Origin of the sequence: Aliivibrio salmonicida LFI1238 (assembly GCF_000196495.1) — a bacterium.
GTDB classification, from domain to species: Bacteria; Pseudomonadota; Gammaproteobacteria; order Enterobacterales; family Vibrionaceae; genus Aliivibrio; species Aliivibrio salmonicida.
Genome location: NC_011312.1, coordinates 1,904,876 through 1,925,827 on the forward strand (window position 1 = coordinate 1,904,876; position 20,952 = coordinate 1,925,827).

Annotated in this window: 16 protein-coding genes and 1 riboswitch; of the genes, 7 read left to right on the forward strand and 9 right to left on the reverse strand. The window is 39.3% G+C overall.

The features are described 5' to 3' along the window. Positions 1-138 precede the first annotated feature (138 nt). The 7 genes from VSAL_RS09435 to VSAL_RS09465 form a co-directional block, all read right to left on the reverse strand. Entirely contained in the window at positions 139-738 is a 600-nt protein-coding gene (locus VSAL_RS09435) for a GTP cyclohydrolase II (protein ID WP_012550375.1), read from the reverse strand. Positions 739-1,045: 307 nt separating this feature from the next. Then, complete coding sequence (gene yiaY, locus VSAL_RS09440; RefSeq protein ID WP_012550376.1) at positions 1,046-2,191, reverse strand: L-threonine dehydrogenase; 1,146 nt, start codon at positions 2,189-2,191, stop codon at positions 1,046-1,048. A 203-nt stretch (positions 2,192-2,394) separates the two neighbouring features. After that, positions 2,395-3,111: a M48 family metallopeptidase gene (locus tag VSAL_RS09445; RefSeq protein WP_012550377.1), complete on the reverse strand. Its 717-nt coding sequence runs from the start codon at positions 3,109-3,111 to the stop codon at positions 2,395-2,397. A gap of 1 nt (position 3,112) precedes the next feature. Continuing rightward, positions 3,113-6,331, reverse strand: coding sequence for a type I restriction endonuclease subunit R (locus VSAL_RS09450; RefSeq protein WP_012550378.1), 3,219 nt, complete (start codon positions 6,329-6,331; stop codon positions 3,113-3,115). A 124-nt stretch (positions 6,332-6,455) separates the two neighbouring features. Beyond that, entirely contained in the window at positions 6,456-7,457 is a 1,002-nt protein-coding gene (locus tag VSAL_RS09455; protein WP_269447606.1) for a restriction endonuclease subunit S, read from the reverse strand. A gap of 24 nt (positions 7,458-7,481) precedes the next feature. Further along, entirely contained in the window at positions 7,482-7,739 is a 258-nt protein-coding gene (locus VSAL_RS09460) for a restriction endonuclease subunit S domain-containing protein (RefSeq protein WP_044583277.1), read from the reverse strand. Next, on the reverse strand, positions 7,732-9,495 hold the full coding sequence (locus VSAL_RS09465) for a type I restriction-modification system subunit M (protein ID WP_012550379.1): 1,764 nt from the start codon (positions 9,493-9,495) through the stop codon (positions 7,732-7,734). Before VSAL_RS09465 ends, VSAL_RS09460 begins: the two co-directional genes overlap by 8 nt. A gap of 331 nt (positions 9,496-9,826) precedes the next feature. On the opposite strand from VSAL_RS09465, the gene VSAL_RS09470 reads away from it, so the two are divergent. Further along, positions 9,827-10,891: a formylglycine-generating enzyme family protein gene (locus VSAL_RS09470; protein WP_012550380.1), complete on the forward strand. Its 1,065-nt coding sequence runs from the start codon at positions 9,827-9,829 to the stop codon at positions 10,889-10,891. Positions 10,892-11,345: 454 nt separating this feature from the next. On the opposite strand, the gene VSAL_RS09475 is transcribed toward VSAL_RS09470, so the two are convergent. Next, on the reverse strand, positions 11,346-12,092 hold the full coding sequence (locus VSAL_RS09475; RefSeq protein WP_012550381.1) for a hypothetical protein: 747 nt from the start codon (positions 12,090-12,092) through the stop codon (positions 11,346-11,348). A 567-nt stretch (positions 12,093-12,659) separates the two neighbouring features. Beyond that, positions 12,660-12,765: riboswitch (glycine riboswitch) on the forward strand. Between the two features lie 96 nt (positions 12,766-12,861). On the opposite strand from VSAL_RS09475, the gene VSAL_RS09480 reads away from it, so the two are divergent. Further along, entirely contained in the window at positions 12,862-14,244 is a 1,383-nt protein-coding gene (locus VSAL_RS09480; RefSeq protein WP_012550382.1) for an alanine/glycine:cation symporter family protein, read from the forward strand. A gap of 396 nt (positions 14,245-14,640) precedes the next feature. After that, positions 14,641-16,326, forward strand: coding sequence for a mechanosensitive ion channel family protein (locus tag VSAL_RS09485; RefSeq protein ID WP_012550383.1), 1,686 nt, complete (start codon positions 14,641-14,643; stop codon positions 16,324-16,326). A gap of 78 nt (positions 16,327-16,404) precedes the next feature. Here the strand turns inward: VSAL_RS09485 and VSAL_RS09490 are convergent, their stop codons facing one another. Next, positions 16,405-17,046, reverse strand: a complete 642-nt coding sequence (locus tag VSAL_RS09490) for a LysE family translocator (protein WP_012550384.1) — start codon at positions 17,044-17,046, stop codon at positions 16,405-16,407. Between the two features lie 221 nt (positions 17,047-17,267). Between VSAL_RS09490 and VSAL_RS24090 the strand changes: the two genes are divergently transcribed. From VSAL_RS24090 to VSAL_RS09505, 4 genes are all read left to right on the forward strand, one after another. After that, positions 17,268-17,399, forward strand: coding sequence for a hypothetical protein (locus VSAL_RS24090; protein WP_012550385.1), 132 nt, complete (start codon positions 17,268-17,270; stop codon positions 17,397-17,399). Positions 17,400-17,526: 127 nt separating this feature from the next. Next, positions 17,527-19,011, forward strand: a complete 1,485-nt coding sequence (locus tag VSAL_RS09495; protein WP_012550386.1) for a carboxypeptidase M32 — start codon at positions 17,527-17,529, stop codon at positions 19,009-19,011. Positions 19,012-19,224: 213 nt separating this feature from the next. Continuing rightward, complete coding sequence (gene hipB / locus VSAL_RS09500) at positions 19,225-19,476, forward strand: type II toxin-antitoxin system antitoxin HipB (RefSeq protein ID WP_012550387.1); 252 nt, start codon at positions 19,225-19,227, stop codon at positions 19,474-19,476. Then, positions 19,476-20,798, forward strand: a complete 1,323-nt coding sequence (locus VSAL_RS09505; protein WP_012550388.1) for a type II toxin-antitoxin system HipA family toxin — start codon at positions 19,476-19,478, stop codon at positions 20,796-20,798. The genes hipB and VSAL_RS09505 overlap by 1 nt, the downstream gene beginning before the upstream one ends. Positions 20,799-20,952 lie beyond the last annotated feature (154 nt).

Sequence of the window (20,952 nt, forward strand, 5' to 3'; positions counted from 1 at the left end):
AATTATTGTTATTTGCGCAATATACCAAAAACAAATATAAATGCAAATATTTATCATTAAGATTAACAATTATTACTTGGATATAAAAAAGCCCCATTAATTAATGAGCCTTCAACGTTTTTCTAACTACTCAATTGATCATTTATCTAAATCTAACTGATGTCCATGATCTACTTTTGATTGGAGATAATTCTCATTGCCTTTTTTTACATGAGCATGAGTATGAACCACTTCATCTAGCGTAATACCATAATCTTGAATGTCTTTAATTTTCTTTGGATTGTTCGTCACAAGCTTAATTGTGTTGATGTTTAGCGCTCCCAGCATTTGAGCCGCTTCTTTGAAATCACGTAAATCATCACCAAAGCCTAAATGGTTATTTGCCTCGTACGTGTTCATGCCTTTACTTTGAAGCTCATAAGCATCTAACTTATTATACAAACCAATACCACGGCCTTCTTGACGAAGATATAAGATAATGCCGCCACTTATCGCCATTTTGTTGATACTTTCTTCTAACTGCTCACCACAATCACATCGTGAAGAGTGAAAAACATCGCCTGTTAAGCATTCTGAATGCATACGAACCAAAGGCGTTTTTTGTGTTTTATCTGCTTGATTAAAAACAATAGCGACATGCTCTTTTTCTGTTTCTAACCCTTCAAATGAAAGCATTTCCGCAGGGATATTACTGTGTTGCCCTACACTTAACTCGATACGAGCTCTTACCTTTGTCATGCTGATTTGCTGCCTTTTTCAATGAGAAGATGACTCTTCTACGATTTAATCAGATAAAAAGATCATAAGCATATCTAGTAAAAATGCAAGAATCAAAAAAAAGACCTAACAAATATTAGGCCTTTATTAATAAATTACTTATTTATACCAATAACATTAATTAAATGCTCAATTATTGCGCAGGGAAGTCATTTAAGAGCAAGACAAAAATTATGATAAGTAGTTATTCTACCATCCTAATTTTTAACGCCGCTATAAAGTGAGTTAACCAGTAAGAATGCACAGATAATTACTGAAATGGGTATTCTTACATTGCCGCTTTAAAAATATTCACAATTTCGTCATGCGTTGCTTGTTTAGGGTTAGTAAATCCACACGCATCTTTAAGCGCATTTTCCGCCAAGGTATCAAAATCTTCTTCTTTTGCATTTAATGCAGTTAAACCAGAAGGAATACCTACGTCTTTTGATAAGACCTTAATAGCATCAAGAGCCGCTTGTGCGCCCTCTTCGTTCGTCATACCTTCTACGTTTACACCCATTGCTTTTGCCACGTCTTTTAAACGCTCTGGACATACTTTTGCGTTGTAGCTTTGTACATGAGGAAGAAGAATGGCATTACATACGCCATGTGGAAGGTCATAAAAACCACCCAATTGGTGTGCCATCGCGTGAACATACCCTAAAGACGCGTTATTAAATGCCATGCCAGCCATAAACTGTGCGTACGCCATTTGCTCACGCGCTTCAAGGTTTTGACCATCTTCTACCGCGGTGCGTAAGTGCGCTTGAATTAGTTCCATCGCTTTAATCGCTACGGCGTCTGTGATTGGTGTTGCCGCAATAGACACATACGCTTCAATTGCATGCGTTAATGCATCCATACCTGTCGCTGCGGTTAATGAGGCCGGTTTAGCAAGCATCAGCTCTGGATCGTTCACTGACATTAACGGCGTTGTGTGCTTATCCACAATCGCCATTTTAATGTGACGAGCTTCATCAGTAATAATACAGAAACGGGTCATTTCTGATGCAGTGCCTGCGGTTGTATTGATAGCAACTAAAGGCATTTGAGGTTTTGGCGATTGATCTACGCCTTCATAATCTGCAATTTCACCACCATTCGCCGCAACTAAAGCAATACCTTTAGCGCAATCATGTGGAGAACCGCCACCTAAAGATATAACTAAGTCACACTGATTTTCTTGTAGGATTTTAAGACCTGCGTTTACGTTACCAATGGTTGGATTTGGCTGAGTGCCGTCAAACACCGCAACTTCTACACCGCGCTCAGCTAATAAATCAGAAACTTGCTTTACCATGCCGATAGCGACTAATACATTATCAGTCACGATTAACGCTTTTTTGTAGCCTTGAGATTTGATGCTGTCCATTGCTTCTGCAAGGCAACCCGCACCCATTAGATTAATGCTAGGGATAAAAAATGCACTCATAACTTACTCCAATCTTATTTAAATAAATTTAATCGTTAGTTATGTTTTAACATTGATGCGGTTAATAACTTTTTGATCTAAGACAATTTCTGCAACAAGTAGCCATACGTTACAGTAAAATCGAGATATTCATCATACTTTGTAGGTAGGTGGATACAAAAAAGAAGAGAATACGTTAATTAATTGATAAAAAAGACAATAAATTAAACGGATAATGAATACCCATTGTTTTTTAGCCATAATTTTTGCTCTTGAAAATCAGGCATCACTCTTTCAACTTCTTTCCAAAACTGAGGTGAATGATCGTGATGAATGAGATGACACAGTTCATGAATCACCACATAATCCACCACGCGATTTGGCGCTTGCATGATTAACCAATTAAATTCTAAATCTCCGTAAGGCGTACAACTTCCCCAACGGCTTTTAAATTCTTTAATACGAATAACCGCAGTTTCAACCCCCACCATCGGCGCATAGCGGTGAACTTTTTCACGAATTTTCTTTTCTGCATTCCGCTTATACCAATTCACCAAGGCGCGATTAATATACTGCGGCTGATGCTTAGGGTCAGGCACTGTGACGAGAATACGCCCTGCAATCAATTTGGTTTGAGTCAGATCACCTGCCACCACTTTTAAGCGATAATTACGCCCAAGGTAAGGGAAAGCCTCACCTGACACATACTCTCTCGCATTCATCGGTGTCGCATGCTGATTTAACGCGATCTTTTCGATAATCCACTGGTGCTTATCTGTAATTAACTTTTCTATGCGTTCAAGATCTAACTTTCTTGGCACAACGACAATGACCTTTCCCTCTTCCACTTTAATGGACGCGGTTTTTCTGCGAGAAGTACGTTCAATGTAAACGCAATAACTTTCTCGTTGAATCATTTCTTTCTCTTTCTCTTTTGCCATGCTATTTGTTTCCGAACTTGGTTTTCGCCAAATCCATAAAGCGATCTTGTAGAACCGTTACCAAAGCTTTATCACCAAATGGTTGATCAAGAACAGCACGCTTGATCTCTTTCTTCATGCGTTTTATTTCATCTTGTTTATTGAAGAAGTCGACAATTTCCGTTGCTTCATCCAGCATAACCACTAACGCTTGAGTTACCGCTTTAATCTCATCATGGGTTGATTCAGCAATCACATCGCCATCACTGACGTTAGTGACTTCGGCGATAAGAATATTGTAAAAAGCAAACTCCGTGTTAGACAAACCGACATCTTGCGCCGCTTGTTGGTAAGCCGAGCCAATATCGCCTCTCATCTCTAACATTAACTCAAGTTGCTGTGCCCATTTGCCTGCTGTTTTTTCGATAATGTCACGCAGGCGCAAACTCAACGAACGGTAAAATTCTGGGTCTTCATCCAAATTAATGGTGATGTGGTGCTTAATGGCACTTTCTATTTCAGATGCTTTTGATTCGTCTGATTTAATCGCTGTAACGCTTTCTTTAAAATTAGCCGCCAGTAAATCTATCGGTGCGATTTTAGGATCAACACCCGTACTGAGAATATGCTCATCCACCAATTGGCGCACTTTGGCACCAATCTCGCTCATGTCTAGCCCTTCGTCTCGAAATTTGGTTTTTGAGGCATTGTGGATCTTGCCTAATAACTTCATATCAGGAATAAACGGAACCGCTTCGGCATCAGGCAAAATAACGTTTAACTGCTTACCAAACTGTTTGAATGCCATGTCAAATTGCGCTCGCACTGTTTCATCTTTTAATGCTAAAACGTAATCATCAATATCGTCACTCGGCTTGCCATTTTTAAGCACCTGCTTAAAGAACGACATGGCACGAGTATGCTTGGCTTTTAGCTTTGGGATTTCATCTTTTAAGCTTTGATACGAGCCTTCTACATCATCGCTGCTAAACAGTTCTAACGCCTCAGTAAGATGCGTTGCTAAGCCATGATAATCCACCACATAACCACACTCTTTACCTTTATAAGTTCGGTTAACGCGAGCAATGGCCTGCATTAAGGTGTGATCTTGCAGCTTTCTGTCGATGTACATCACTTGAGCAATAGGCGCATCAAAGCCCGTTAACAGCATGTCTTTGACTATCAAAAAAGCGGTATTATTAAACTTTTTATTTTTCTCTTCAGTGCCTTGTTTATCAATACCAAAAGGCTTTTTAAAATTGGTGATGACTTTCTTTTGATGCACTTTATCTGTGTATTGAGTCAGGTACTTTTCATCATTATGATCGCCCGAGATAATCACCTCTGAGTGAGGCGCACCTAATTCATCTAGGGTCTTTTTAAAGATAGCTGCCGCATGACGACTTCCCACCACGATCATTGCTTTAAAGCCATCAGGACGAATGTGTTCTTTATAGTGTTTGATTAAATCGATACAAACCCAACGAATACGAGCTGGAGCTTCACGAACCGCCTTCTCTACACCGTATTTTCTTTTGATCTCACGTTGTTCTTCTTCGGTATATTCGCCAAAGTATTCTTCAAACAGCTTATCGAGTGAATCACCTGCGACTTCCGATTTCACTTCACGGCCTTCATAAAGCAGTTTAACCGTTGCGCCATCTTCTACCGCTTGGTTTATTTTGTATTCATCGATGTAACCACCAAACGCTTGGCTCATTTTTTGAGTTTTCAGCAATGGTGTTCCGGTGAAACCAATTTTAGGCGCATTGGGTAACGCGGCATTAATCGTCATTGCCAAACCACCAAATTGGGTTCGGTGCGCTTCATCGGCAAGAACAATGATTTTGTCGCTTGGGTTTAAATCAGCAAAGCCTTCTGCTACCGTTTTTTGCTTCTCTTGTTCTTTTTCGAGATCAGCAAATTTTTGTACCATCGCGGTCACAAGATCAGAGCTGTCTTTCTTTAGTAATTCTTTTAATTCTGCCACAGAGCCTGCGTTATACACCGTCTCACCTTGTGCATCGCGGAAGGTATTTGATAACTGCTCATCAAGTTGAGTTCGGTCGGTAATAAACACCAATTTGTACTGTTTTAATTCGGCATCACGACGCATTTTTACGGCAAGCATCACCATGGTCAGCGATTTACCACTGCCTTGAGTATGCCAAACTACGCCACTTCTTTCTTTTCGATCCTTGCCTGATTTCAAGCGTTCAATCACTTTATTAACGGCACGATATTGCTGATAACGCGCCACTTTTTTAATTAAGCGACCGTCATCAGTTTCAAATAATATGAAGTTTTGCAGAATATCGAGAAAGTTTAAAATACTAAACATGCCCGCTAACAAACGCTGTTGCGCGGTGACTTCGGTTAATACCTCATAACTTGCTGCTGGCTCGGCGGCTTGTTGCCACTCATCATGCTTTGCTAAGTTATCTTCACTCTCGTCTAACGCATCGTCAGGGATTTGAACTGTAATAGCAGAATGAAGCGGAACGATATTATCGCGTAATGATTGTTCTGCTAATTGTGCATCAGAAAAAGGATACGCGTCTTTCCAATCACCATAATGCTGACTGTTTGAGCTGATGGTGCCCACTTTGGCTTGATCTCGGCAAGTCGATACCATGAGTTGGTTATACCAAAACAGTTTTTCAGCCCCTTCGTGATCATCGGTATGGCGTAGATTCGCGTAACGGCGTAATTGATTAATGCCATCACCCATCGGCGCAGAGATATACGGTGATTTACACTCAATCACGGCGAGCGGAATGCCATTAACAAAGCAGACAATATCTGGAATGATGCTTTGGTTTGCGCCTTCTACTTTAAATTGATTGGTACATAAGAATTCGTTGTTGCTTGGGGTTTCAAAATCAACCAGTTTAACCGTCTGCCCTTTTCGCCCTTTGCCTAAGTCTTGCTCTACTGAGAGGTAATTAACCATGGTTTGATAGAAGGCGTGGTTATATTCCATTAAGGCGGCGAAATTTGGGTGCGTGACTTCACGAGAGACTTTGCGAAGATTCTCGTCGCTTATCCACGGGTTAATGCGTTTAATCGCGGCTTCAAGGCGTTTGACTAACACCACATCACGCAGGTAAGTACGCTCAGGAATGCCATCGGCGCAAGCATAATCTGGTGACAATTGTTTACCTTGAATGTAAGTCCACCCAAGTTGAACCAACTGAGCAATGGCAGGGGCTTCTACTTTATTGAATTCGTTGTTTTTCATGTACCTAGCCTGATTTTCTCATCACTATTATTATGTCCCGACTTGGGGGGTGACTTAGGGGGTAACTTGGGGGGTCATTGATAATAATCACCAATGACCCAAGGTGTAATTGACGCTAATTTGGTTATTCGGTGTCTACCTTTACTCGTACTTTACCTGTTAGGAGATCTTGCATAAGGGCTTTTTTGGTATTTTTAACAAGATCCATTTTCTTTTGATTTTTATAAATCAATTGCGTGAGCGAATCAAATCGATCAACTAAATCTTCTTGCTCTTGAATGCTAGGAACAACAATTAGAAAATCTGAAACATCTTGCTTCGTAATATTAGGATCTTTTCGACTACTTGCTGCTATAGATTGCCAACGGTGTCTATTCGCGATCAACCAGTAATTAACAAATTCACCGATAATTCTTTTCTTAAACACAAGTGCAACTATGGCTTGATTCGTTGTTGCATCCCCAGTTAGGAGTCCAGATCGTCCAATTTGATTCCAACCACCATACATAGCGATTAAAGCAGTACCTTTTGGATGTAGCTTACATGATGTTTCATTTAAGGCTTTTAAGGTTATTTTTTCATCTGTAGTCAAAATATAACTATCATTTAAGTTTGTAGTTTTTACCCAAGGTATTGCACTTTGATCTGATGAAAAGTATGTACTCTCTTTTCGACTAGGAGTGCTACCTGATGAAAGCTGAAATTCATCGCCCAATGTAGAAACCTCCCATCCCTTCGGAATTCTGCCCACTGGCGAGTCTTTAAACTCGGTATGTGGTTTTCCATCTACACCGACACCGCGCGTTAGTAGCTCTTGCATCATGCCTGTTTTTAGGTCTTTGAGCTTATTAATTTGCGCCTGTGTGTTTTCTATCACTTCATCGACTGAGGTGAGAATAGCGGCGATTTTTTGTTGCTCTGGGAGCGGTGGGATCAATACCTGAAGAGGCGCTATATCCGATTGCGCTATAGTCGTCATCGTTGAATGCTTAGCAGTCGATATAAAAAACTTCCTAGCAAAATCAGACAAACAATAACGAGCTAAATACTCAGGATGAACCAAACTCTTATTCGGCACAATTTTCATTAAATGACCATCGTATGTAATATCACTATCGTAAGACAAATTAATATTACAGTACGCGATACCTTATAGTTTTAGTGATGATCTTGTAAAAAAAACATCTCCATAACTTACCTTATTTTTAATGAACTCTTTCTCATCTAATTGAAGCCTTCGAGTTAAATTTACGTCAATTCCATATCCTTGATACATCTCGTAAACGTTTATTAATTTATATCCACTACCAACTTTATTCGGATCACAAAAAACACCATTGCTAATACCATCAACACTACAGTCGATTAACTGTTTAGAAATCCAACCTTCAGGCACAAACTCACTCATAACCCAACTCCTTCAAGTAACCTTGCATCACTTGTTCAGCTTCGGTCACTTGTGCATCTAACTCATGCAGTGATACTTGGTATTTGTCCCACCAGTGTTCTAGTTGGCTGATGATCTTCGCATCAACATCGCCCACTTGTTCTTCAACAACCAGACGGATCTGTTCTTTGCTTTCAATGCTTGGTTTGAATGTATAATAGTCGTTGTCTTTTTTATCACTTTTTATATCAAAGACGGCCGACACATCAAAGCCGTTTAACATCTCTTCTTGAATGTAATTATCATTCACTTCACGCACTGGAATGCCACCGTGAAGGATTGCGCGTACATCAAAGATCTCCGCCGGTGGTGACGTATCGGCATAACGGCGGATGTTAAGGTTAAAATCGTTCTCAGCAATTTCTGATAATGGAACAACACGTGCGTAACGCTTAATGTCACACTGGCTTTCAAACGAGTGGTTTTCAAAGGTGGTTACAATTTTAGCAATGTCTTCTGGGCGCAATTTGTTTTGGTTTTTGCCCTCTGCAAATTCCAATTCACCATTAATGAACAACACCTTGCCTTTACGTGCGCTTGGTTTGTTCTTATTGATGATAAGCAAACACGCAGGAATGCCTGTGCCGTAGAATAATCCTGATGGTAAACCCACCACGGCTTCTAATAAATCGTCTTCTAAAATCCCTTGGCGAATCGCTTTTTCACTTGAGCCACGGAATAACACCCCATGAGGCATAACCACGCCTACCATGCCTTCGCTGTTGGTGCTGGCGATCATGTGTTGTACAAAGGCTAAATCACCCGCGTCTTTTGGTGGTGTGCCGTAAGGAAAACGTCCAAAACCGTCGTTATCACACTCGTCTTTGCCCCACTTTTTCAATGAGAACGGTGGGTTGGCAATAACGCGGTCAAAGCTCATTAGCTCGCCGCCTTCGGTGTGCTGTGGGTCACGCAGTGTATCGCCTTTACGAATATCGGCATTTTGTACGCCATGTAAGAACATGTTCATCTTACAAATTGCCCATGTGTTCAAGTTCATCTCTTGACCATACAGTGACAAGTTAGCGGCGTTTTCACCCTGCTTTTCTAATTGATTACGCGTTTGAACAAGCATACCGCCCGACCCTGATGTTGGATCGTAAATACGCATTCCTGCATGGGGCTTTAATAGCTCAACCAATAGCTGAACCACTTCACTTGGGGTATAAAACTCGCCGCCTTTTTTGCCTGCGCTGTCGGCAAACATTTTAATCAAGTATTCGTAAGCCGTACCCAGTAAATCAGGGCGATCAAAGTCCTCATTACGTAAGCGGTATTTATTGAAATGCGACAGTAAATCTTGCAGCTTTTTATCTGACAGTTTGTTTTTGATGTTGAAGTCAATCGTCACTAATACGCCTTCTAGCGCCGAGTTAAACTCTTCAATCGATTCTGTCGCTTTATTTAGCTGCTCACCAATGTTGTGCTTTAAATCTTTAAGCACTGACCAACGGGCGTTTTCTGGGATAAAAAAGGTGCTGTCGTATTCGTCTTCATCATTCGCTAACTCTTCGGCTTGAGCCTGCGTTTTGCCTTTGTCTAGGTAGTATTGAATAACTTTTTCTTGAGATTCTTCAAAGGCATCCGATAGACGTTTTAAAAACATCATGCCGAAGATGTAATCTTTAAATTCAGACGCATCCATATTGCCACGAAGAATGTCGGCGGTTTCCCATAAGAAGGATTCGAGCTGTTGAAGAGAAAGCTTGTTAGTCATGCAATTGTGCCTATTAAATAAGGGGCAACTCGTACTCAATTGTACGGGTTTATTCAAACGAATTGATATGTGGTGGATTTTACGAGGTTATGGGGTTGGGGGCAATCGAAAGCGGCGCAGTATTGATTTAAAAATGGAAAGGAATATTGGGTTATTATCGTGATATAAATTATTACGTAAGTTGCATCACGCACCCTGCTTAATTTGAAAATTAATTCTTTTTCATACCACCTAAAAACGCTGAACAAATATCACATTTTACTTCCTGTTACACCTTCAATGAAAATGCTAAATAGTTTAAAATACAAGCATAAAATTATAAGGAAGAATTATGAAAAACAAATGGTTAGGATTGGCTTGCCTACTACCACTATTAAACGGCTGCAACGATGCGCATTCCTCTATTAGTGCATCAAGTGACACGGTATCAAAACAACAGATTGATACCATTATTACTAACATCAATAAGCAATACCCTGATGCATCCAATGAATTAAAACAAAATGCATTAAACACCGCGGTTCGTGCTATTGAGAATTTAGTGTTCGTAAAAGGTGGCAGTTTTGAGATGGGTGATTTTGGTGCCCCTTGTGAAATTCCAAGTGGTACAAGAGAGAGAATGGACTGGTCTCCTGATGCACAATGTTTAACATCATTCTCTAGTGTTGAAACAGGAGCAGATCATCTTCATCAAGTAACTCTTAATTCTTATTCTATATCCAAATATGAAACAACCTTTATTGATATGGAGTGGATGCGAAAAATTAATGACCTACCAGTTGCAGAAGATAATATTAACGATAGAACAATTATCACAAGAGACTCTAATGCATATAAAAAATTAATAGAAAGTAAAAAATATAGCGCAGCTAGGAGTAAAAGCTGGCAAGAAACTAAAGATTACTGCCAATGGTTAAATGATATGACGGCTTTACCTTTTGATTTACCAACAGAAGCTCAATGGGAATATGCCGCCCGTAATCGTGGTGAAAAACTCTATTTCGCGACAAATACTGGTTATTTACAATACAAAAATGGGCAATATAAAGATCCAAGTAATAGCGGTCTCTATATTCACTATACTGAAAGTGAAGTTAATGCAAGTACAGATCTTGAAAGATTTGTTGGTCAACTGCCAGCAAACCCATTAGGTATTTACGGAATGAGCAACAATATTAGTGAATGGGTTAATGATTGGTATTCACCAATTTATTATAAAGAGTCTCTAAAAAATAATCCTAAAGGACCAAAATCAGGAACAATGAAAGTAATGCGTGACGGTGGAAATATAACAACCTTTGATCGCCTCCCAACTAAACCAATACAAGATGGTTATTATCCATCCAATAGTTTCCGATGTTCTTTACAATTAAATAAACCTATTATTTCTCTTTAGTAATACAACAAGCCCTTACTCTCTCGTAAGGGCTAATTTCAGCTATACGTACATACCTTCATTACTTTCTTTGATCATTGCAATCAATTCTTGTTTTTTTTCAAAACGGTCATTAGGTAAAGGACTAGTAAATGGAGTTAGAATTGTACTTATAACTTGATCGTTATCTTCCGCTAAAGAACATATCTAACAAGTCAACGACAAACAGCGCCATTAACCCAACGGAAGACGTTCCTGACATCACTAAAATATGTCTCATGGTAGACCCTTGGACAAATTTAGCGGATTGATTATTCATACACCTTTCCCTTCATTACAACTTACAACGTAGTCTACTTTTAAACATATGCGAATCACTTAAATGCAAGTCATTCTCATCTCAAATTTACGATACAAAAAAACCACAGCAACTGTGGTTTCTATGCGTCAGTAGCATTAGTGGTACCGAAGTGAATCACATACCAATACTTTCACTAATACTATCAATTTCTTTAATGTCCATTTGCAGTAATTGCAGTTCGTCTTTCAATTGAGAAATTTGTTTATTTGCTTTCTCTTGCTTTTTACACACATCAGATTTTGCGTCCCAGCTTTTACCTTCAAGGTAAACAGCACAGTCTTTCGCGAGTTTCTTCTCATTACCACTAATGACATCAATCTTAACCTGTAAATCACCCGCTTCTTCTTTCAACTGCAGTTGACGTTGAAAAAGCTGTTTCGAACGCGTTAGCATTGTGACTTGCAGATCAACTTGATTTGTTAATTGGTCAATTTGTTTATTCTGCTCTTCAACTTGCATAAATAAAGAGGTTTTCTTCGATTTAAGCGTTTTCACTTCTTTGTTTAATGCCGTGTATTTCTTTGCTTCTTCAGCGACTGCTTGTGCTTTTTGCTCGTCTAATTCTTGTTTTTGTGCTTCTAACGCTTTTTGTTTTTCTTGTGCAATCAACACATCAACTTCGGCACTTTTCGTGCTCGCGTCTTTTAATTGACCTTGATAGTCTTTTGATTGAGATTCGAGTTGAGTGTAAGTCTCTGACCATTTGTTATCAGAAACACTTGAACCAATTAATCCACCCGCAATCAAGCCAATCACTAACGTTACGCCAGCAACCCAATGGCTTGATTTAGATTTCTCTTCAATGATTATTACCTCATCATCGTGCTCAGTTTCATTATTGTTTTTATTTTCTACACTCACGCGCTAACCTCGAACAATGGATATTTTTCTAGTGTAGCTATAAACACCACACTTTGTGTTAATGACAAGACAATTTACCGAATCAATTCACTAATCATGATATATGCCACATAAATCACAACGCCTGATATTGATGTATAAACCACCGATTTTTGCACCTTCTCGTTACTTCTAAATTTAAAAAGTAATATCGCTAATGCAAACAGTAAAATAATGACCGCAATTCGTAACATAGTACACCTCGCTTTTCTTCTACTTTAGCACACTTTGCCTTGCTAATTGTTTGAGTTTTAGCGGTTTCCCTAATTAAGCAAACGATTCCATCCTTCTTCTTAACTCTATATTTAAATAACTGATCTTGATTAACAAAAATCCCATTGATTTGGCTAAAAAACATGATAGAGTTCACACATAAATTTTGAGTCGTACAGATAGAAATTTATACAATTTGTTGATCCGATGAAGACTGCAGGAGAGCGGCAACGCCATTATTTGGCAACGCCCACCGAAGAAGTAAATCTTTCAGGTGCCTAATTCAAAACCATGAATAAGGTGAGGACTGTAGTTGGAGGAATCTCTGGAGAGAGTCGTTAAATCGACCGCCGAAGGAGCAAGCCCTTATCTGAAAAATGGTAAAGGTGAAACTCTCAGGCAAAAGGACAGAGGAGAAAGTGATCCGATTAATCTCGGCTCTATACTATTGCCGATCTTTCGGTTTTGGTACACCACTCTCTCTTCTCCTTACTATATGCTTTATTAAGGGGAAACCATGAACACCTTTCACAACACACTTGTTACCGTTGATAATTTCATTTGGGGTCCACCTCTGTTGATGTTATTGGTTGGTACAGGTATCTACTTTACGTTCCGACTTCGTATATTCCAACTACGTCATTTGCCAACCGCGCTTAAAATGGTCTTCTCAAAAGAAGAAAATGAAAGCAAGGGGAAAGGCGATGTTTCAAGCTTTGCCGCTTTATGTACTGCGCTCTCTGCCACTATTGGTACGGGTAATATTGTTGGTGTTGCAACCGCGATTAAAATGGGTGGCCCAGGCGCTCTATTTTGGATGTGGCTTGCTGCCGTTTTTGGTATGGCAACAAAATATGCAGAATGTTTACTGGCGGTAAAATTCAGAAAAACAGACAGCAACGGCCAAATGATTGGCGGCCCAATGTATTACATTGAGTATGGCATGGGCAATAAATGGCTCGCTAAACTGTTTGCCTTATTCGCGTTAGGCGTGGCTTGTTTTGGTATCGGTACTTTTCCACAAATTAACGCCATTGTTGAATCAGCGCAATTAACCTTAAATTCACCCGCATGGTTAACTGGCGGTATTTTAACCGTATTGGTAGCGATTGTGACCCTTGGCGGTATTCAATCGATTGCTAAAGTTGCAGAGAAAGTCGTCCCAACGATGGCGGTGATTTATGTTGTGTCTTGTCTTACGGTATTAGTGATGCAAGCAGAAGCCGTACCTGCGGCGCTTCAATTAGTCATTACCTCTGCATTTACAGGAACCGCAGCCACTGGTGGCTTTATCGGTGCCTCTATTATGCTGGCCATTCAATCTGGTGTTGCTCGTGGTGTATTCTCAAACGAATCGGGTTTGGGTAGTGCCCCTATCGCAGCTGCTGCTGCAAAAACAGATTCTTGTGTTAAACAGGGACTAGTATCGATGACTGGTACGTTCTTTGATACCGTGATTATCTGTACAATGACAGGCTTAACATTGATTGTTACCGGAGTCTGGCAAGGTGATGCTGCGGGTGCACTAATGACCACACAAGCTTTTGCTATTGGTTTAGGCTCTGACCAAATTGGCCCTTACCTTGTGTCCGTCGGTTTGATGTTCTTCGCCTTTACGACCATTTTAGGTTGGAACTATTACGGCGAACGTTGTGTCACCTATTTATTTGGTAATAAAGGGGTTTTACCTTACAAAATCATTTTTATCTCTTTAGTGGCTTCAGGTGCTTATATGCATTTAGACACTATCTGGGTGATTGCCGATATTGTAAATGGCTTAATGGCGATCCCAAATTTGATTGGTTTAATCGCGCTTCGCCATATAATTATTGAAGAAACGCACCTTTTCTTTAATCAAACAGACAATAAGAAAAAGAAATCGGTATTAACTAACGCATAGAAATGATGCATATATCACAGTGTGATTATTTAACTGTTATTTGACACATTTCCTTAACCTTTAGTTGGTCAAAGTATCATCGAAACTTGTTATGATCACCTCGTACTTACTGAACGAGGTGATATATGGAAATATTAACTCTGGTACTTGGATCTGTTATTCTTGTTATGGTTGCTGGCTTTGCTTTTTCATTTATCAAAGCCATTATTACTGAACTCAAGCGACTCTAAGTAAACGTGTTAACAAGAAAACAGAACCCTTCAAAAGCAGCATTAATTGCTGCTTTTTCACATCTGTGACAAAGCTTTATCAAAAATACCTGCCACTCCCGATGCATTTTATCTACAATAGTACTTTAAGTTACATTGACCCACCCTTTACGGTCATAGAGGTAATATGCGCTATTTACTTTGTTTTCTTCTTTTATTTTCATCCCTTACCTATGCCAATGAAACTCAAGACATCGAGCAATTACAAAATATTAATGCTGAAATTGCACGACTAAAGCAAGAGTCTGCCTCATTCAAAGGCAATGACTTAGCGGTTATTCGCGTACAGCAAGTAGAAAAAAACAATGAACTCAGAATCGTTCTGTCTGAGTTAATCAACAAGCACACCGCAGAAAATACGCCACTGTTGGTGAGTGAAGTTGAAGATCAAATTCGTTATGCTGATCGTTCTTTTCTCTATTTAGGCAAAGAGCTAAAATCAAAAAAAGATAAAATAGATACGGCGGATGTCGAGCATAAACTCGCTTTACAAAACACATTAAATGAATCAAGAAGTTATTATTACACTTCCCTCTCAGATCAACTTCAAAATTACCGCTGGTTAAACAAACTCGGCAAACCAAACCAAGCAAAAGTCGATGCATTCAAGTTAGTTATCGACCAAAAAATTAAGTTTCTGTCTGCCTCTTTGAGTTTTGATTCAAGCAGAGAACAGCTATTAGCGGATCAACTTCAGCGTTCGTCTGATTCAGAGAAATCCTCTCTGACCTTAGAGCACCTCTTCTTTCAAAGAAAAGTGACCAACTCAACGGATGGGTTAATTAAACTGATTAACATTGCTGACCAATTAAATATCAGCACGACAAACTACAAACGTCAGGTCTTTGCCACTACGGGCAATTTAACAGAAGATATTTTAAGTTTTCCCGTGATGGCAGCGATTTTAAGTAATTGGATCACCGACGGCAGTAACTGGTTATTCAAACACGCACCTGATCAGCTCTTAAAATTCTTTGTCTTTATCTTAATCATTTTTGCCACTCGTTTATTAGCAAGGCTGACTCGACGTGTGGTACTCAAAGCCGTTGTTCAACCTCATTTACGTATGAGTAAATTGATGCAAGATTTCTTTGTTTCGATGTCGAGTAAACTGATTTTCTTCATTGGTATTCTCATTGCCTTTTCTAAAATTGGGTTGGATTTGGCTCCGGTTCTCACCGGTTTCGGTGTTGCTGGTATTATTATTGGTTTTGCATTGCAAGATACGCTATCCAACTTTGCATCAGGCATGATGCTGCTAATTTATCGCCCGTTTGATGTGGGTGATTTAGTGGATGCAGGGGGCGTATCAGGAAAAGTGAGCCACATGAGTTTAGTAAACACCACGATTAAAACGTTTGATAACCAAATTATCATCTTACCCAACAGTAAAATTTGGGGAGACGTAATAAAAAACGTAACTCACGAACGATTACGCCGTGTCGATATGGTGTTTGGCATTGGCTACGAAGACAGCATCGAACACGCTGAAAAAATCTTAGCCGAAATTATTGATACTCACCCTGCGGCCTTAAAAAAACCAGAGCCCAATATTCGAGTACATACTCTTGGTGCCTCATCGGTTGATTTTATTGTACGACCTTGGGTAAAAACCGAAGATTATTGGGATGTGTATTGGGATGTGACTCGTGAAGTGAAATTACGCTTTGATAAAGAAGGGATCTCGATTCCTTTTGCTCAACAAGATGTGCATGTACATTTTGCTAAAAAAGCGAAGAAACCAAAAGCAACAACAGGGATAGCGGGAAAACTGAGTAACGTCATTGACTCTGTTCGATCAAAAGACAGCTAAACCATCCCATAAAAAAGAGCATCTTAAATTAGGTGCTCTTTTCAAGAATAGCATTCTTATTTTATCGACATCATCAATTTATTTTGAAACCAACAAATTGAAACCCAAGGCAATTAATACTCCCCCCGTGATCCTTTCAATTCTTTTTGTAACTGTTGGGCTAGACATAAACTGCTTTGCTTTTTCAACCAACAACGCAATCCCTCCCTGCCAACACATCGCAATAATAAAATGGATGCTCGCCATCAATAAAGATTGAAGAAACGCATTATATTCAGGGTTAATAAATTGAGGCAATAATGCCAAATAGAAAACCGCCGTTTTTGGATTTAAAATATTAGATAAAAAACCCTCTTTAAACGAAAGCGTTAAAGGTATGTCTTCATGCGATACGTTCTTTTCTATCGTCAGCCCTGCCCCTGCTTTAAACGTACTTCTTATTGATTGAATACCTAACCATATCAAATAGATAGCACCGATGGTTTTTATCACAGTAAACAACTCAGAAGAGCTGACTAGCAACACTGACAAACCAATGGCTGACATAGTGGCATGCACAAACAAGCCACAACAAATACCAAAACTGCAAGTAATGCCGTCTTTCCAGCCACCACGCGTGGTATTACGAATAACCAGAGCAGTATCCAACCCCGGTGTCATCGTTAATAAGAGAATAGCGATAAAAAACGCCCAAAAATCAAGAATCACGTTAATGTCCATTTAATTGTGAGATTAATTAATATATCGGTTTTTCTTTTAATTACTACTTAAAATTAATATCAATTATAAAACAGAGTAATTACTCGACACATATATTTACATTTAACTTATTTGCCTCGTTTATATAAAATAACCCAAATATCGAACCATTTGACCTGAATACGAAAGTTATTTGGAACCAAGATCGATAAAGTACGCACATCAATCGGGGGAGACAAATAATGCATCACGTAACGTTAGAATATCAAGTAATGGGCATTGGCAAATGGGTTTCAGCAACGGTATCCGCTGAAATCGCAAAAAAACTCGCGGAAGAATACAAATCTTATGGATGGCCAGTAAAAGTTAGCTAATTTACTTTCATATTCATAACCAAATTTGCAAGCCTCATCATAATGACGAGGCTTTTTTATTTGAAAAATAACCAACTAGGGAGTTACAATTTAACGATATTACTAATAATAAAAATAGGGACACCTCATGAGCCATTATCAGAAACTCGTTCAACATCATTTGAAAATTTCTCGCTTTGAACACCTCTCCGCTATTTGTGGTTGGGATCAAGCCGCCGTTATGCCATCGGGCGGTAATGAAGCACGATCAGAAGCGATGGCAGAGCTGTCTGTTCACCTACATCAACTTGGTAATGCCCCACAATTAGCTGAATGGTTTACTAACGCAGAATCAGAATCTCTTTCTGAACATGAACTCGCTAGTCTGCGTGAAATGAAATCTCAATGGCAACAAACCACAGCATTACCAGAGAAACTGGTTCAAGCACAATCCCTTGCAGGATCTAAATGTGAGCATGCATGGCGAACACAGCGTGGAGAAAATGACTGGGCAGGATTCAGTAAAAACTTTGCCAAAGTTGTCGCACTTTCTCAAGAAGAAGCACAAATTCGAGCCGAAATTTCAGGATTAACACCTTACGATGCCATGCTTGATTTGTATGAACCGGGCACAACTACGGCAAAATTAGACATCGTCTTTGATAATGTAAAAACATGCCTTCCGACTCTTATTCAACAAATCCAAGAGAAACAAGCAACTGAATCTATTTATCTTCCAAAAGGCCACTACCCTACAGAGCAACAACGCCAATTAAGTTTAGACGTAATGAAGTTGCTTAAATTCGATTTCGATCATGGCCGCTTAGATGTCAGCATGCACCCTTTTTGTGGTGGTGTTCCAACAGACGTTCGTATTACCACACGTTATGATGAAAATGATTTTGTTCAATCCTTAATGGGCACCGTTCATGAAACGGGTCACGCTCGTTATGAACAAGGCTTACCAAAAACGTTTGCAGGGCTGCCTGTTGGCCAAGCTCGCTCTATGGGTATTCATGAGTCTCAGAGCTTGTTCTTTGAAATGCAATTAGGTCGTAGCCAAGAGTTTATCTCTCAACTGTCTCCGTTAGTAACTAAGAACTTTAGCAATGCTGACCAAGCCATCTTTGAACCGACTAACCTACAAGCCATTTACTCGCGCGTAAACCCTGATTTCATCCGTGTTGATGCTGATGAGGCAACTTATCCTGCTCACGTTATTCTTCGTTATGAAATTGAGCGAGATTTGATGAACGGTAAAATCAGTTATAAAGACATCCCTGAGTTGTGGGATACAAAGATGCAGCAGTACTTAGGCTTATCAACTAAAGACAATTACAAAAACGGTTGTATGCAAGACATTCACTGGACAGACGGAAGTTTCGGATACTTCCCAAGCTACACTCTCGGCGCAATGTACGCAGCCCAATTTATGGCAGCAATGAAGCAAACCGTAGATGTAGAGAAAGCCACATTAAGCGGCGATTTAAACCCTATCTTCACTTGGCTATCAGACAATATCTGGAGCAAAGCATCGCTACTCTCAACCGATGAATTAGTGAAACAAGCGACAGGTGATGTGCTGAATGCTAATTTCTTTAAAGATCATTTAGAGAAGCGTTATTTAGGGTAAGAGCGAGAAGCTTATTTTTAATTTTGAGTAATTAAGAGAATGGATGCAGTTATTGGCTGCATCCATTTTTTGTATTTGAATCACCATTTTATCCCCGACAAGGGATAGCACCCACTTTATCCTCGATCGGGGATATATATTGACTTATCCCCGACAGGGGATATATTGTTAATTATCCTCTACCGGGGATATCACATAATATGATGGGGTAATATGATGATTTATAATCCAAAACAATTAGCTAACTACTTAAAGCTTATTAGAACCAAACACAACCTGACTCAAACAGAGCTTGCTAAAAAAGTCGGTGTAAAACAATCCACCCTATCTAGCTTTGAAAATCACCCTGAAACGACTCAGTTACAGACTCTCTTTAAGATCCTTCATGCGTTAGAAGTTCATTGTATTATTCAAGAGCAAGTCCCAACAAGTCTCGATGATAATCCAGATGATGAGGTATGGTAATGGCTGTATTAATTGCATACATGAATGGTGAGCGTGTTGGAGAATTTACTAAACTCAGTAACGGTGCACATCAGTTTCAATACGATAAATCATGGATAGAAAGTACGGTAGGAAGACCCCTGTCATTATCCCTCCCCCTACAATATCCAAAGATAACCAGTGATTGCGTTATTAATTACTTCGACAACCTATTACCTGATTTGTCAGAAGTCAGAGATCGCATCGTTGCCAGATACCAAGCTAAATCTCGTCAAACATTCGATTTACTTCATGAAGTTGGTAAAGACAGCGTCGGTGCTATTTCTTTATTAACTAACGATGAAGAACCAAATACCAAACAACTGGATTATGATGTTTTAACTCCAGCACGGCTCAAACAAGTACTCTCAGCCTATCAATCCAATATTCCATTAGGAATGCTAGAAGATGAATCAGACTTTCGAATTTCGGTTGCCGGAGCACAAGAAAAAACAGCGTTACTCAAAATAAATGATGAATGGTGCATACCGAAAGCATCTACCCCAACAACGCATATAATCAAATTACCCATTGGAAAAATTCAACAACCTAATGCCACTCTCGATATGAGTGATAGTGTAGAAAATGAATACCTGTGCATCCAATTAGCTAAGAAGTTAGGATTCAATGTACCTAATGTTGAAATACTTCATTGTGATGGAATAAAAGCCATTGCTGTAGAACGATTTGATCGAAAGTGGATTAAAAATAACACCAAGCTATTAAGATTACCGCAAGAAGATATGTGCCAAGCATTTGGATTACCCTCATCAATCAAATATGAAACTGATGGAGGCCCAAGTATAAAAACCATTATGGATCTTCTAATGGGCTCAAGCCAATCACTAAAAGATCGTGATGCTTTTATGCGATTTCAGGTATTTCAATGGTTAATTGGTGCAACAGACGGACACGCAAAAAACTTCTCCATTTTTATTAATGCACAAGGCAGTTATCACCTTACGCCCTTTTATGACATTTTATCCGCCTATCCGATCTTAGGTGGTAAAGGGATGAATATCCGCTCATTAAAACTGGCAATGGGACTAACTGCATCAAAAGGAAAGAAATACCCTATTGATAAAATATACACACGTCATTTTATTGATACGGCTAAATCTGTTGGATTTGATACTGCGAGAATGGAAGAGATAATGAAGGAATTTGCGATAAATATGCCTAAGTCCATTAAGGAATTAGAAGCAGAATTACCAAGCGGTTTTCCAAAGGATATTTCTGGCAGCATATTCAGTAATGCATTGAGAATGGTAAATAAGATCCGCTTGAGTAATGATTTTCAGTAACGTTGATTTAAGGCCTATCTTTACTCGATAACCAGAGAATATCTAGAATGAATATGATTGTTCTACTGAATGGGAACCTCTTTACAACACATTTAAATGAGCATTATTTAAGGATGCCGAACCTTTATCAAGAAGGTTCGGCTTTTTTATTTAA

What these genes read in the sequence shown, in the direction of transcription:
- VSAL_RS09450 (WP_012550378.1), bottom strand. Translation starts at nt 6,331, where the DNA reads ATGAAAAACAACGAATTCAATAAAGTAGAAGCCCCTGCCATTGCTCAG.
- VSAL_RS09495 (WP_012550386.1), top strand. Translation starts at nt 17,527, where the DNA reads ATGAGCCATTATCAGAAACTCGTTCAACATCATTTGAAAATTTCTCGC.
- VSAL_RS09445 (WP_012550377.1), bottom strand. Translation starts at nt 3,111, where the DNA reads ATGGCAAAAGAGAAAGAGAAAGAAATGATTCAACGAGAAAGTTATTGC.
- VSAL_RS09480 (WP_012550382.1), top strand. Translation starts at nt 12,862, where the DNA reads ATGAACACCTTTCACAACACACTTGTTACCGTTGATAATTTCATTTGG.
- VSAL_RS09465 (WP_012550379.1), bottom strand. Translation starts at nt 9,495, where the DNA reads ATGACTAACAAGCTTTCTCTTCAACAGCTCGAATCCTTCTTATGGGAA.
- VSAL_RS09435 (WP_012550375.1), bottom strand. Translation starts at nt 738, where the DNA reads ATGACAAAGGTAAGAGCTCGTATCGAGTTAAGTGTAGGGCAACACAGT.
- hipB (WP_012550387.1), top strand. Translation starts at nt 19,225, where the DNA reads ATGATGATTTATAATCCAAAACAATTAGCTAACTACTTAAAGCTTATT.
- VSAL_RS24090 (WP_012550385.1), top strand. Translation starts at nt 17,268, where the DNA reads ATGCATCACGTAACGTTAGAATATCAAGTAATGGGCATTGGCAAATGG.
- VSAL_RS09460 (WP_044583277.1), bottom strand. Translation starts at nt 7,739, where the DNA reads ATGAGTGAGTTTGTGCCTGAAGGTTGGATTTCTAAACAGTTAATCGAC.
- VSAL_RS09490 (WP_012550384.1), bottom strand. Translation starts at nt 17,046, where the DNA reads ATGGACATTAACGTGATTCTTGATTTTTGGGCGTTTTTTATCGCTATT.
- VSAL_RS09470 (WP_012550380.1), top strand. Translation starts at nt 9,827, where the DNA reads ATGAAAAACAAATGGTTAGGATTGGCTTGCCTACTACCACTATTAAAC.
- yiaY (WP_012550376.1), bottom strand. Translation starts at nt 2,191, where the DNA reads ATGAGTGCATTTTTTATCCCTAGCATTAATCTAATGGGTGCGGGTTGC.
- VSAL_RS09505 (WP_012550388.1), top strand. Translation starts at nt 19,476, where the DNA reads ATGGCTGTATTAATTGCATACATGAATGGTGAGCGTGTTGGAGAATTT.
- VSAL_RS09485 (WP_012550383.1), top strand. Translation starts at nt 14,641, where the DNA reads ATGCGCTATTTACTTTGTTTTCTTCTTTTATTTTCATCCCTTACCTAT.